The sequence below is a fragment of the Campylobacter showae CC57C genome (genome assembly GCF_000344295.2).
Taxonomy (GTDB): domain Bacteria; phylum Campylobacterota; class Campylobacteria; order Campylobacterales; family Campylobacteraceae; genus Campylobacter_A; species Campylobacter_A showae_B.
The window spans coordinates 1-13,667 of the sequence record NZ_AOTD01000037.1 but is presented as its reverse complement, the minus strand read 5'-3'; the positions used below and the strand labels follow the sequence as shown (position 1 = coordinate 13,667).

Genomic DNA, 13,667 nt, shown 5'->3' with positions numbered 1-13,667 from the left:
CTCTACGAGCGGCACGAGCGTAATACCTGCAAGCGATAAAGTATCCAAAAAGGCAAAAGAAGTCAATGATGTGACCGACAAAGTAAAACATGGCAAAAAAGAAGTCGCTAAAAAAACAAAAGATGTAGAAGACAAAGTAGCTGCGCCTGTAAAAGATATGGATAAATCTAAAACTAACATAGAAGAAAAGGCTTCTAAAAACATCAAAAATAAAGTAAAATCTGGCGAAGATAAAATAGAAAAAGATATTGATGACGTTAAGACTAAGGCAAAATCTTCAAAGAAAAAAGTTGAAGAAAGTGGAGTTAAGGAAGTCGAAGCTAAAAAACCTACAAAGAAAAAATCAGAATAACATTATATTATTTTCGGCTCAAATTTGGGCCTATAAATTAAACTGCGTAAATCTGTTTTTGATAAATCATCAGAAAGGATTTACGCGAAAATATCTTCTGCTGATTCTATAACCTTGTAATTAACCAAATCGACTAAAGTTGCGCTATCTATACTGATGCAAATGCAAAATTAAGTTCTACATTATTATAATTCAAGATATTAATAGCTAATTGCTATTGGCAAATGCTAGTAAACAATAGTGAACAAAATTTCATCACGCGCTATTTACTCGTAGGTAGTCGTAAAGGTAATATATTAAAATACCAATGTGGCGTCATGACTGGCAATGCAAACCAGCGTTTTGCGCGCGGGTTTATGTGTTCAATCAAAATATCTAAATTTTCAAAACATCGCTATCAAATTTAGATTTCCACTTTTTTAACTAGAATTTTACCAGGTAAATTTATAAACAAAAAATCAGCAAATTTTGTTAAAAACATATCTTGTGCGCCAAATTTTGCGTCAAGCATTGTTTTTAAAGGTTAAAAAGATATAATCTGCACATTATTCTAAAACAAGTGAAATTTAATAAGGCGACCAAAGGGTGGAATTTAAAAAAGTTTTAAATTTTTTATCTGTTTTTATGGCGACATTTGTGCTGTATGGATGCGCGGCAAAGGCTAAATTTGACGTTCCGCAGATCGTAAATTTTGATAAACGTGAGTTTGAAGTGATTTCCCAAAGCGGCTCAAATTTACTCTATATTTCACACGAAAAAGAGGACTATTATTTTACGATGATAAACTCCATGGGCACCCCGCTAGCTAGGCGGGTTTTAAGGCCGAGCGGCGAATTTGAAGCTATCGGCTTTTTGCCACCAAATAGCGCCTACAACGAGCTCTTTATCAAAGTGCTAAGTATCGTAAAATCAAATCAAAAAGAGGCCGTCATAACGGCAAATAACGAAAATTTTAAGGTAAGAGCCCTTGATATACGTTAGTAAGCCAGCCCTCATCAGCGCAGCCGGAGCGGATGCGGATGAAAATTTTGCAAATTTATGTGGCGAAAAGAGATTTTTGAGCGTTTGCGAAGGCTTTAGGACTGATAAAAGCTTTATCCTCGGCAAGGTCAGTGTGCAGCTGGCTAAATTTAGCCAAAATACGCCAAAACACTTGCAAACGCGCACGAACGCTCTAGTTTTAAGCGCGCTTTTGCAGCTAGATAAAGATGTGCGAGATGCTATCAAAAAGTACGGCAAAAATCGCGTCGGCGTAGTGGTGGGCACGACTACTAGCGGCGTGGAGGAAAACTACGAAACGTTTAAAGATTTTGCCGCGACGGGATTTTTCGATGCTTCAAAATTTGGCGTCAGTCGCAACTCTCTAGCCAATCCGTCCGAATTTATCGCCGATTTTTACGGGCTTAGCTCGGTTGCGTTTTCCGTCTCGACCGCCTGTACCTCGGGCGTCAAGGCGATCATAACGGCAAAAAGGCTGCTGGAGTCTGGTATCTGCGATGCCGTTATCTGCGGTGGCGTGGATAGCCTAAATACGCTAACGATAAACGGCTTTGATAGCCTAGGCATCCTAAGTGCGCGCGAAACCAATCCGTTTTCTAAAAATCGCGACGGCATAAATATCGGCGAAGGCGCGGCCTTTTTCGTGGCGAGCAGGGATGAGATTTCAAACGTCGTTATCGCGGGCGAGCACTCAAACTGCGACGCGTTTCATATGACGCAGCCCGATTTTAGCGCTCAGATGCAAACGCAGTGCGTACAAAAGGCGCTGCAGGCGGCAAATTTAAGCAGCGTGGATTATATAAATTTACACGGCACGGGCACGCAGGCAAACGATAAAATCGAGGCAAAGATCGTGCATTCGCTTTTGCCGCTCGTACCCGCAAGCTCCGTCAAGCCTCTAATCGGCCACACGCTAGGAGCCGCAGGAGCTATCGAGAGCGCGCTTTGCGCCATGCTTTGCGCCAGGGGCGAAACCGCGCTACCGCCGCATGTTTATGACGGCATTTACGATGATGAGATAGAGAGGGTAAATTTGGTAAAATTCGGCCAAAGAGCGGTTGTAAATTCGGCCATGTCGCTGTCGTTTGCATTTGGCGGAGATAACGCTGCGATCGTGTTTGGGAGGGCAAAATGAACCTAGAGGGTTATCTCCCGCACGGTACAGCGATCATTTTTATCGACGAGGTGCTTAAATTTGAAGATGGGCGTATAAAAACTAGAAGCGTAGTAAAAGAGGATAATAAATTTCTTTCAAACGGCAAATTCGCCATGCATAAAACCGTCGAGATGATGGCTCAGTCGCTGGGTATCTATGACTCAAAGATGCGCGAGCTAAAGGGGATGAAATTTGGCCTGGGTTTTTTGCTGGGCAGTAGAAAATTTGAGATATTTAAGCCGTTTTTAAAGGTCGGAGACGAAGTCGTCATCGAAGCCGCCTGCTCGATACAAGACGCAAGCGGTTTTGGCGTTTACGACTGCGAGCTTTACGTAAACGGCGAGCTTGGAGCGCGCGCGACGCTAAACGTGCTAAGCCCGGACGAGGAATACGTAAAAAGGATACTAGATGAGTAAAAGAGTGCTAATAACGGGTTCGAGTCGCGGCATCGGCGAAGCGGTGGCTAGGCGACTGGTAGCGGCTAGATACGAGGTCGTGCTGCACGGCAAAAGCGCGAGCGAGCAATTATTAAATTTACAAAACGAGTTAAATTTGAGGGCTTTAAAATTTGACGTCGCAGATACGCAGGCGGCAAAGGCGGCGATCGAGGCCGATATAGAGGCAAACGGCGCTTATTACGCCGTCGTGCTAAACGCCGGCATCACGCGCGATAATACCCTCGTCGGCATCGAGGATGAGGATTGGTTTAGTGTCGTGGATACGAATTTAAACAGCTTCTATAACGTCCTAAAGCCCGCTCTCATGCCTATGATTCGCGCTAAAAAGCCCGCTCGCATCGTCGTCATGAGCTCGGTTTCAGGCGTCGTCGGCAACCGCGGACAGAGTAACTACGCGGCTAGCAAGGCCGGTCTCATCGGTGCGGCAAAGTCCCTAGCCGTCGAGCTTGCCTCGCGAAATATCACCGTAAACTGTATCGCGCCCGGACTCATCGAGACGGATATGACGGACGGCGGCTTGCCGATCGAGGAGATTTTAAAGGCCATCCCGGCCAAAAGAGCGGGCAAAGCAGACGAGGTTGCGCCTTTAGTCGAGTTTTTGCTAAGCGAGGGCGCAGCCTACATAACGAGGCAGGTTATCGGTGTAAACGGAGGACTTTGCTGATGCGAGTTTTTGTAACCGGTATGGGTATGGTGAGCGCTTTTGGCAAGAGCTGGGAGGAGATAAGGGCTAAATTTGAGCTCGGCCAAAACGCCGTGAGATATATGCGGCAGTGGGATAGATACGCCGATCTAAATACCCGCCTGGCTGCACCCATAGAGGGCTATGAGTGCCCTAGCTCGTGGGACCGCAAGCAGTTAAGAAGCCTGGGCACCGTTTCGATGTATAGCGTCGAGGCGGCGGGGCTGGCGCTAAGAGATGCCGGGCTCATGCGGGGCGAAAATTTAGACGCCGCGAGCCTCGATCCTAGCGTGCAGGACGGCAGACTAGGCGTCGCATGCGGTTCGTCCACGGGTAGCACTGAGTCGATACTAGCGATGGCAAAGCTGCTCGAGCGCGGCGAAAACGAGTGCAATGCCAACACCTACATCAAGATGATGCCTCACACCACGGCGGCGAATATCGCGCTTTTTTACTCGCTAAAAGGGCGTATCATCCCGACCTCCTCGGCATGTACGAGCGGTTCGCACGCGATCGGATACGCCTACGAGAGTATCAAAAGCGGCAAGATCGACATGATGTTAGCAGGCGGCGCTGAGGAGCTGTGCCCGAGCGAGGCATATGTGTTTGACATGCTCTACGCCACTAGCGTGAAAAACGGCTCGCCTGAAATTTCGCCGACTCCGTTTGACGAGGAGCGCGACGGGCTAGTGCTGGGCGAGGGTGCGGGGATACTTTTGTTAGAGAGCGAAGAGAGTGCCGTAAAGCGTGGGGCTAAAATTTACGCCGAGGTCGTGGGCTTTGGCTCAAACTGCGACGGCTCGCACGTAACGCGCCCGCAAAGCGCGACGATGAAAGGCGCGATGGTTTTAGCTTTAAAAGACGCAAATTTAACGCCCGAAAAGATCGGCTACGTAAATGCTCACGCCACGGCTACCAAGCAGGGCGACATAGCCGAGAGTATCGCTACAAACGAGCTTTTTGGCGACAAGATCGCTATCAGCTCGCTAAAAAGCTACCTCGGCCATACGCTAGGAGCCTGCGGCGGCTTGGAGGCGATATTTAGCGTGATGATGTTGCGGGAGAAAAGATTTTTCCCGACGATAAATTTGACCCGCGTCGATCCTAGTTGCGTGCCGCTTTTTTACCTGACCGAGCAAACCGCGATAGATACGGACTTTGTTATGAGCAACAACTTTGCTTTTGGTGGAGTAAATACGTCGCTGATATTTAAAAGAATTTAAAATTTGAAGGTAAAATATGAAACGAATTTTAGCCGTTTTGCTTTTGATTTGCTCTTTTACGGCGGCAAAGGACGAGTTTTACGAGCACGATATCGCAAGCGCGCTGGAGTCTAAATTTGCAAAGAAATATCTACTAAAAGATATAAGCTTGCAGTTTTCTAAGCAGACGGATGAGGAGCTAGAGCCCGTAAAATCGCAAAGGCGTAGCAACAAATACCGCGCGGTAGAGGAGGATAGTTTCGGCGACGCGGTAAAAGACCCGCGCGAGGATAACTATAAGGAGTCTTGCGAATACGTTTTCGTTAAGGTTTTGGTCGATCTTCAAACGGCGGCGAAAAATGCCGGCAAAAACAGCGTCGTGAACATACAAGGAAATTTTAAAGACAAGCTGCTAGACAGCAAGGATAAATTTCAATGCGTAGTTGGAAATATGGCGACTGCGGTGGCGTTGAAAGCAAATTTGAAATAAGGAGAAAAAATGAAAAAATTACTGGTTTTAGCGGGCGTTTGCGCCTTGGCTCTAAATTTGAGTGCGCGCGACGACGTGCTTAGCTTTTCGATCGAGGAGGCGCTAAGCTCGCCAAAGGCAAAAGAGGTGCTAAATCCAAACATCAAGCTAAGCTTCGGCTCTGGCACGAAAGGCGGCATCATCAAAAGCGGCCTAATGGCAAACAAAAAAACCAACGCCTTTAACAAAAGCGACAAAGAGGCGTGCCAGGGGGCGTTTTTGTCGGCGATAAAGACTTTCCAAGAGCGCGCGGTGCAAGAAGGCGGCGCGAAGGTGGTAAATTTAACCGGCTACTACAAAAAACAGCCTTTTGACTCCAAAACGCAGTTTCAGTGCGGTGCGGGCGCTTTGATGGCCGGCGTAACGCTAAAAGGCGATATCGCGAAATAACGGCGAGAGGGGCGAATGAGGCTAAATTTTAAACTCGATTTTTTTGACGCAGTCGTTTTTAACGGCGTGCAGGACGCGAGGCTAGCGGAATACGAGAGGGAGCTTGACGTCTCGCATGTGTCCCCGCTTGAGCGGCGCAGGCTTAGCCGCGCGGCAAAGTGCGCCTTTGATCTAACCAAAAACATCGCGCCGCTTGATATGCCTATCGTGTTTAGCTCTTATGAGGGCGAGATAAATCGCTGTTTTGAGCTGCAAAATACGCTAGCTCACGGCGAGCTCATCTCACCGACCTCGTTTTCGCTCTCTGTACATAACGCACTTTCCTCGCTTTTAGCGATAAATTTTAAAAATCGCAGCGAAATCTCCGCCGTTTCTGCATACGCGCCGCTAGAGTACGCTTTACTGCAGGCGCATTTGATGCTAAAAAGCGGAGCTAAAAACGCGCTCATTTTGGCCTATCACGAGAGCATTTCGCAGGAGTATTTTGACGAGTCTGCGCCCTCTTGTATGGTTTGTTTGCTAGTTAGCGAGGGCGAAAATTTGAGCCTGTCGCAAAGCGAAATTAGCGGCAAAACGGATGAAAATTTACTTGTTAAATTCCTGCAAAATTTTGATCCGAAGCAAAAATGCTCTTGGCAAAGCGTGGATAAAAACTCCGCTTGGCGGTGGGATTATGAGCCCTCGTCACGGGTTTAAAATTTTTATCGTCGGGGCGAATTTTGCGCTATTTGGACTCATCTGCGCGCTTGGGAATTTGATCTTTATCCCGGTCGCGCTTCTTGGACTTTATAAATTTAAATTTATCCGCTATTTTTGCCGCGATCTGGTGCGTTTGGCTTGGAGGTTTTTTATATTTTCTACGCAAATTTGCGGCTATCAGCGCACTAAAATTAACTTTCCTTACGAGCTTGGCACCGCTTCGCAGATAATCATCGCAAACCACCCGTCGCTTTTAGACGTCGTATTTTTGATAGCGCTCATCCGCCGCGCAAACTGCGTGGTAAAAGGGGGCCTTGGTAAAAATATTTTCTTAGCTCCAGCGATAAAATCCTGCGGCTACATCCTAAACACGGCAAACGAGGAGCTCTTACAAAAGAGCGCGGATGCTCTAAAAAGCGGCGAGAGCTTGATAATATTTCCAGAAGGCACGCGCACGGCGGGCGAGATCGTATTTCACAAAGCCGCCGCCTATATCGCGGTAAATGCGGCAAAGCAGCTAGTCGCCGTCGCTATCAAAATGGATCCGCCCAGCCTCAAAAAACACGAGCCTTGGTACAAAACCCCGAGCGTTATGATAAAATACGAGTTCAAAGAGCTTTTTAGGCTGAATTTGGACGGGTTTTGCGCGGATAGGCCAAACCCGATCAGGGCTAGAGAGCTACACGCTTTTATCAGCGAAAATTATACAAAGGAGTTTAAACAATGAACGAACTAATAGATGAGATAAAAGAGCTCATCATAAAGAGCTTAAATTTAGAGGATATGAAACCAAGCGATATCGACGAGAATGCACCGCTTTTTAACGAAGGACTCGGGCTTGATAGCGTCGATGCGCTCGAGCTTGGCCTTGCGGTGCAAAAAAACTACGGCCTGGTTTTGGACTCTAAAACCGCAAATTTAAAAGAGATTTTTTACAGTGTAAAAAGCCTCGCGCAATACATCTTTGAAAATAGGAAATAACGATGAAAAAAGAAGAATTTTTTGAAATTTTAAAGTCCGCGCTAGTGCAGCTTTTTGAGATCGACGAGGCCAAAATCACGCCGCAAACGCGCATTTACGAGGATCTTCAGATAGATAGCATCGACGCGATCGATCTAATAGACCACATCAAGCGCAAAACGGGCCACCGATTGATGCCTGAAGATTTTAAAAACGTAAAAACGCTCGAAGACATCGTAAACGCGGTGGCTAAAAAATTTGACGGGCAAGCTTAAAATCGCCCTAAGCGTAGTTAGCGTCATCTACCCGTTCGCACTATTTTTTGCGGGCGATTTTGCCTTTTGGGTCGTTTGGGCGCTTGCCGTGCTATGGATAGCTCGCGGGGCGTATTCAAGCGGTTTTGAGAGAAGGCTTAGTATCGCGGCGGCCGTTTTTTTCATAGTTTGCATGATTTTTAGGGGTGGATTTTTAGCGTATCTTTACCCAGTTTTGGTGAGTTTGGCGTTTTTGGCCTTTTTTGCTTTTAGCTTAAAAAACGAAGCCGTCATCACCAAAATAGCAAAACTAAAAGAGCCAAATTTGGACGAAAAAGGCGTGGCTTATACGCGAAATTTGACCAAAATTTGGTGCTCATTTTTTGTTTTTAACGCCGCTCTCTCGCTCGCGCTAGCCTTGATGGAGAATAAATTTTACTGGAGCGTTTATAGCGGCGCGGTCTCTTATGCGCTGATGGGGGCGCTATTTTTCGGGGAAATTTTGTTTAGAAAGAGATTTATAAAAAATAATGAGCTTTGAGGAAAATTTAAAAAATTTTAGATTTACGGACGACTCGCGCGACGTCTTTGATGCGTGTATTAGATTTGCCGCGTTTTTAGAAAAAGAGGGCGTAAAAGAGCTGCAAATTTACATCGACGACACGTTTAAATTTTACGTTGCTTTTTTTGGCTCTCTTTTGGCTGGCGCTGCGCCTTACGTGCTGGCAAAGCCGATATATGAGGCAAATTTGACCGCCGTAAACGACGAAAATTTTTTAAATTTTCTTGCAAATGCACCCGTAAGTGGGTTTAAATTTGATCCGCAGGCTAAATTTTACCTGCAAACTTCGGGCTCTAGTGGCAAGAGCAAGATGATAGAAAAAACGCTCGCGCAGATGATAAAAGAGAGCGAATATCTAGCCCGCGAGCTAAATTTTAGCGAGCGAAATACCTTTTTTTCGAGCGTTTCGCACAGACATATGTTTGGGCTTACCTTTAAGGTCTTTTTACCGCTGGTGCTGGGCGCGCGCGTCATCGCGGACGAGCTAAACTACCCCGAGGCGATTTTGGGTTTAGACCTTGCAAATCACGTATTTATCGCTAGTCCGGTGCTGCTTAGAACTCTAGCTCAAAGTCCCGCCGCAAGCGCGCTAAAAGGCCTAAGCGGGATCGTAAGTGCGGGTTCGCCGTTAAAAAAGGAGCTAAGAAGCGAGCTGGGCCAAATCTGCGGCGCGCGTATCATCGAGATCTACGGCAGCACGGAAACCGGCATAGTGGCAAAAGACGAGGGACGCGGGCTTAGGCTATTTGGCGCAGTGAATGCGGGGCTAGACGATAGGGGCGCGCTAAATGTGAGCTCGCCTTGGTGCGGGTTCTTTCAGACTAACGACGCGGCCAGCATTGACGAGGGCCGCCTCGCGCTACAAGGCAGGATAGACCGAATAGTAAAGCTAAACGACAAGCGCGTGAGCCTGGAGAGTATCGAGGCAAAGCTGCTAGAAAGCGGCTTGCTCGCAGACTGCTACTGCGAGCCGCATCCGAAATTTAAACGTATCGTCGCGCTTTTAGAGCTAAACGGCGAGGGGCTTAAAAAATTTAGAAAAATCGGCAAAAAAGGCGTGGTAGCCGAGCTAAAAGAGCTTTTGAAGCTCGAGTTTAAAAACAGCGTCCGATACTTTAAAATCGTGAAAAAAATGCCGCGAAATCAGCAGGGCAAATTTGAAAAAAGCGAATTTGAAAACGCACTATTTGCTAGTCCCAAACCCGTATGGAGCGGCGGGCGCGTAAATGAAGCGGGCGAATTTTGCAGCGGTCAAATTTATGGAAGCGGCCAAAATTTAGAGAGCGGTTTAAACTGCGACACAAATGCTAGCTACGTTAAATTTGACAAGGGCGGTGATCGGCTCGAAAACCACGCGCAAAAATACGAATTTAGCGCTATCATGCACGCAGGACTTGAGATTTACGAGAGCCATTTTCCAAATTTACCGCTGCTGCCCGGATTTATGCAGCTTGACTACGTCTTTGAGCTAGCTAGCGGCGTCGGTATCGACGTTAGTGGCCTTAATACTGTAGAAAATCTAAAATTTATGAAGTTTGTTAGACCGGGCGATTTGCTTCGAATTTGTTTTGAAAAACGCGGAGACAAGCTTTACTTCGAGCTGTTTAGCAACGGCGAAAAATGCTCGACGGGCAGGGCTGCACTTTGAATAAATTTGCGTTTTTGGTGCCTTTTTACAATCACCCGCAAAATATCAAAGCCCTGATCGCCGCGCTAAAAACCTACGAGCTGCCCGTTGTCGTCGTGGATGACGGCTCGGATGAGGCGAGCAAGCAAATTTTGGTGGAGCTTGAGCGCACGGAGGGTATCTTGCTACTCACGCGCGCGCAAAACGGCGGCAAGGGCATCGCGATGAAGGACGGGTTTAAATTTGCACTGGAGCGCGGTTTTAGTCACGTTTTGCAAATCGACGCCGATTTTCAGCACGACGCTGCGCTCATCGGCGAGTTTTTGAAGCAGAGCCGGGCACACCCGCAAAGTATCGTCTGCGCAAATCCTATTTACGGCGAGGACGCGCCAAAATCCCGCGTTTACGGTAGGAAAATCACGAATTTTTGGGTCGCGATAAATACGCTAAGCCTTGGCATCAAAGACGCCATGTGCGGCTTTCGCGTCTATCCTTTAGAGCAGCTTAAAAAAGCGGCGGCAAAAAGCAAGACAAATAGGATGGAATTTGACATCGAAATCCTCGTAAATGCCGCTAGACAGGGCGTAGATATGCGCTGGATCGATACCTACGTGCGCTACGAAAAGGGTGGCGTTTCGCACTTTAAGATGGTGCGCGATAACGTGCTAATCAGCCTCATGCACGCAAAATGCTTCTTTTCTCTGCCCAAATTTATGTTTGGTAAAATTTGGCGAGCGTGCGAGCTAAATTCGAGCGAAAAGGCGCGCGACGAGCCACGTAAATTTGACGCAGAGTCCGACAAAATCTGCGATAAAAACGCGGCAAACGCTCAAATTTCTGTAGAATCCAAGGAAAATGGCATCAAATTTGACAGTGCGATAAATGAAGCAGGCAAGGCGCAAACGCCGTTAAATTTAAACAAAAGCGCAAATTTTAAGGACGGCACAAATGACGCTCAAGATTTAAAAAAACCGCAAGAAAATGCCGAGCAAAATCTCTGGTGGAAAAAACAGGAAAGAGGCGGCGCGTTTTTTTTGAGGCTTAGCCTATTTTTAGCGCAAATTTTGCCAGAGTTTATACTAAAGCTTATCGTTAAAATCGTGGTTTGGTTTTATTATATATTTTCAAAAAACGAGCGCGAAAACATCGCGGCGTTTAGACGAAATTTAAGCGTTTTTGCCGGCTCGCAGACGCTAAACGGTACGAGCGTTTTTAGCCATTTCGAGGCGTTTGGCGGCGCTATTTGCGATAAATTTAGAGTCTGGAAAGGCAAGATCAAAGATAGTGAGCTAGAAATCATAGATCTAGAGCGTATCAAAAGCGAGCTAATCGGCGCGAAAAAAGGGCAAATTTTACTTACGGCGCACCTTGGAAACGTCGAAATTTGTAAGGCTTTGGGCGCGCGCGTCGATGGCTTTAGGATGGTGATTTTGGTTTACGACAAAAACTCGCGCGAGTTTAACGAAGTGCTAAAGCGCATCAGCCAAAACGATGGCAGCGTGCGTATGATGCTGGTCAATGAGCTCGACGTTGCCGCAATGCTGGAGCTAAAAAATATCGTCGAAAACGGCGAGCACATCGGCATAATGGGCGATAGAACGCCTCTTGGCGGCGATAAGGCCGCGCGGGTGAAATTTCTGGGCAAGGAAGCGAGCTTTAACTACGGTCCGTACCTGATCGCGGGGATTTTAGGCGTAAAGATAAGCTCGCTGTGGTGTCAAAAGATAGACGGTAAATTTAGGATCGAGCTCGTGCCGCTAGCAAGTGCCGTAAAGCTAGGGCGAGATAGGGTCGCCGCAGCTCGCGAATATCTGCAAATTTACGTCCGCGAGCTAGAAAATCGCTGCAAGCAAACGCCCGCGCAGTGGTTTAATTTTTTTGATTTTTGGAGATGAGATGATATCAAAAACAGTCGCGCTAAAGGCGCAGTTTTACGACGTGGACAGCATGAACGTCGTGTGGCACGGCAACTACGTGAAGTATTTTGAGACGGCTAGATGCGCGCTGCTGGAGGAGATAGGCTACGACTACGAGGCGATGAGGGCGGACGGCTATGCCTACCCGATCGTAAAAATCGAGGCCAAATACATAAAACCCGTGTTTTTCGGCGACGAGATCGAGGTGGAGGCGACGCTAAAGGAGTGCGAGTGCTTTCTAAAGATCGGCTACGTCGTAAAAAGTGCAAAAACAGGCGAGACGCTGTGCACGGGCACGAGCTCGCAGGCAGCCGTGGATATGCGCGCGATGCAGACGTGCTTTGAGATCCCGCAAGAGTTACAAAATGCAATAAAAAGGTATATAAATGAAAAAAATAGCGATAATTTTTAGTTTGGCGGCGAGCCTGATGGGGCTTGATTTTAACGAGATAAAATCTCAAATCAAAACGCAAAATATTAGCGGCGATTTCGCGCAGACGAAGTTTTTGAGCGGATTTAACGTGGAGTTTAAAAGCTATGGTAAATTTGAACTGAGCCAAAGCGAGCTGCTCTACGACACGCTAAGCCCGATAGCGGTGAGCATCGTCATAAACGAGCGCGGTATCTTTCAAAAAAGCGGCAATCAGCTCATAAAAATCGATCAAAATTTTGATAAAAAGCTCTTTTTATCCATCATAAAGCTCGATAAAGACGAGCTTGAGAAGGAATTTATATTTAAAATCTCAGGCGACAAAAACAACTGGAAGATCGAGCTCACGCCTAAAAACGTGCTGCTAAAGCAAATCTTTACGCGTATTTTGGTCGGAGGCGATAAATTCGTCCGCAAGATCGTACTAAACGAGGTTAGCGGCGATAAAACGGTAAATGATTTTTACAACGTAAAATGAAAAAATCCGCGCGTTTTTTTATCTTTTTAGCGGCGTTTTTAGCCGCGCTCGCCGTTTGTTTTACAAACGCGAAAAAGATAAACGCGGATATTTTTTCTCTAGTAAATTTTGAAAACTCTATCGAGCAAACAGCGCTAAAATCGATGCTTGATAGCGCTTCAAACGAGTTTTTGCTAGCTTCAAATTCGCCTGAGTTTTTAGAAAAAAGCGAAAATTTAGCCACACAAAGCGGGATTTTTGAGGAGTTTGCTGCAAAGCAGGACGTAAATTTAACCTCGTATCTAACTCAGCTAAACGCCCTAAAAATCGCGCTTTTAAACGAGCAAACCTACGAGCTTTTGGTAAAAGATAAAAACGAGTTTTTTAAACAAAGCGCGCAAAATTTATTTAATCAATTCGCCTTTAAACCGCTTAACGCGAAGGACGATTTTTTCGCCTTAAGCTCGCACATGAGCCTGGATGGCTCAAAAATCAGCCTAAATTTGTCAAATTTGATGCTAGAAGCCGCGCATGAGGGCGGGAAATTTTACTTCGTAAAAGCGCGCCTTAAACCAGACTATGAACCGCGAAATTTGATCAAATTTTATGAAAACGTACGCGAGATGGCGGCTGGGGACGCGGTGCAGGCTTACGCTAGTTGCGGCGCTCTATACGGAGCCTACGGCAAAGCGGGCGGCGACAAGGAAAGCGCAGTCATGAGCGCGGTTTCGCTTAGTTTTTGCGCGATTTTTTTGCTGCTCGCGTTTAAAAATTTGCGTATTTTTTGCGTCGTTTTCGTCGCGATTTTCGGCTTTGCGTGCGGGCTTGCGGCTTCGCTTTTGATCTACGAGAGCCTTAGCGTCATGGTCGTGGTTATCGGAACGAGCCTGGTCGGACTCATGTTTGATTTTGCGCTGCACTGGCTGGGTAAAAATCAAAACGCGCCCGTGGCGGCCGCGAGCGTGCGCCCGATGCTTAAAATTTTCCTGCTCGG

The 13,667-nt window shown here is 46.8% G+C and carries 18 protein-coding genes; all 18 read left to right on the top strand.

The features are described 5' to 3' along the window. The coding region (locus H740_RS01655) for a hypothetical protein (RefSeq protein ID WP_002950591.1) at positions 1–352 on the top strand (352 nt) is incomplete at its 5' end. Positions 353–937: 585 nt separating this feature from the next. Continuing rightward, the gene (locus H740_RS01650; RefSeq protein ID WP_002950590.1) at positions 938–1,333 is read left to right on the top strand and encodes a hypothetical protein; all 396 of its coding nucleotides are present in this window, start codon (positions 938–940) and stop codon (positions 1,331–1,333) included. Further along, positions 1,320–2,486 carry a beta-ketoacyl synthase N-terminal-like domain-containing protein gene (locus H740_RS01645; protein WP_002950585.1) on the top strand — a complete coding sequence of 389 codons (1,167 nt, stop codon included), beginning with the start codon at positions 1,320–1,322 and terminating at the stop codon, positions 2,484–2,486. The genes H740_RS01650 and H740_RS01645 overlap by 14 nt, the downstream gene beginning before the upstream one ends. Next, a complete protein-coding gene (locus H740_RS01640) occupies positions 2,483–2,923 on the top strand; it encodes an ApeP family dehydratase (RefSeq protein ID WP_002950583.1) in 441 nt (146 codons plus the stop codon). Before H740_RS01645 ends, H740_RS01640 begins: the two co-directional genes overlap by 4 nt. Further along, positions 2,916–3,629, top strand: a complete 714-nt coding sequence (gene fabG / locus H740_RS01635; RefSeq protein WP_002950580.1) for a 3-oxoacyl-ACP reductase FabG — start codon at positions 2,916–2,918, stop codon at positions 3,627–3,629. Before H740_RS01640 ends, fabG begins: the two co-directional genes overlap by 8 nt. Next, positions 3,629–4,870 (top strand): beta-ketoacyl-ACP synthase, encoded by a 1,242-nt coding sequence (locus tag H740_RS01630; protein WP_002950578.1) that lies wholly within the window; start codon positions 3,629–3,631, stop codon positions 4,868–4,870. The genes fabG and H740_RS01630 overlap by 1 nt, the downstream gene beginning before the upstream one ends. 16 nt (positions 4,871–4,886) lie before the next feature. After that, entirely contained in the window at positions 4,887–5,339 is a 453-nt protein-coding gene (locus H740_RS01625; protein ID WP_002950575.1) for a hypothetical protein, read from the top strand. A gap of 9 nt (positions 5,340–5,348) precedes the next feature. Beyond that, a complete protein-coding gene (locus H740_RS01620; protein WP_002950572.1) occupies positions 5,349–5,768 on the top strand; it encodes a hypothetical protein in 420 nt (139 codons plus the stop codon). Between the two features lie 15 nt (positions 5,769–5,783). Then, entirely contained in the window at positions 5,784–6,464 is a 681-nt protein-coding gene (locus H740_RS01615; RefSeq protein WP_002950567.1) for a beta-ketoacyl synthase chain length factor, read from the top strand. Then, on the top strand, positions 6,442–7,194 hold the full coding sequence (locus tag H740_RS01610) for a lysophospholipid acyltransferase family protein (protein ID WP_002950565.1): 753 nt from the start codon (positions 6,442–6,444) through the stop codon (positions 7,192–7,194). Before H740_RS01615 ends, H740_RS01610 begins: the two co-directional genes overlap by 23 nt. Then, positions 7,191–7,448 carry a phosphopantetheine-binding protein gene (locus H740_RS01605; protein ID WP_002945599.1) on the top strand — a complete coding sequence of 86 codons (258 nt, stop codon included), beginning with the start codon at positions 7,191–7,193 and terminating at the stop codon, positions 7,446–7,448. Before H740_RS01610 ends, H740_RS01605 begins: the two co-directional genes overlap by 4 nt. Before the next feature lie 2 nt (positions 7,449–7,450). Next, entirely contained in the window at positions 7,451–7,702 is a 252-nt protein-coding gene (locus tag H740_RS01600; RefSeq protein ID WP_002950564.1) for an acyl carrier protein, read from the top strand. After that, a complete protein-coding gene (locus H740_RS01595; RefSeq protein ID WP_002950563.1) occupies positions 7,686–8,222 on the top strand; it encodes a COG4648 family protein in 537 nt (178 codons plus the stop codon). The genes H740_RS01600 and H740_RS01595 overlap by 17 nt, the downstream gene beginning before the upstream one ends. Next, a complete protein-coding gene (locus H740_RS01590) occupies positions 8,212–9,891 on the top strand; it encodes an AMP-binding protein (protein ID WP_002950562.1) in 1,680 nt (559 codons plus the stop codon). The genes H740_RS01595 and H740_RS01590 overlap by 11 nt, the downstream gene beginning before the upstream one ends. Further along, entirely contained in the window at positions 9,864–11,765 is a 1,902-nt protein-coding gene (locus tag H740_RS01585) for a glycosyltransferase family 2 protein (protein WP_002950560.1), read from the top strand. The genes H740_RS01590 and H740_RS01585 overlap by 28 nt, the downstream gene beginning before the upstream one ends. Before the next feature lies 1 nt (position 11,766). Then, entirely contained in the window at positions 11,767–12,198 is a 432-nt protein-coding gene (locus H740_RS01580; protein WP_002950559.1) for an acyl-CoA thioesterase, read from the top strand. Next, complete coding sequence (locus H740_RS01575; protein WP_002950558.1) at positions 12,173–12,694, top strand: LolA family protein; 522 nt, start codon at positions 12,173–12,175, stop codon at positions 12,692–12,694. Before H740_RS01580 ends, H740_RS01575 begins: the two co-directional genes overlap by 26 nt. After that, positions 12,691–13,667: MMPL family transporter (locus H740_RS01570; protein WP_002950557.1), on the top strand; the 977-nt coding region annotated here is incomplete at its 3' end. The genes H740_RS01575 and H740_RS01570, both read left to right, overlap by 4 nt.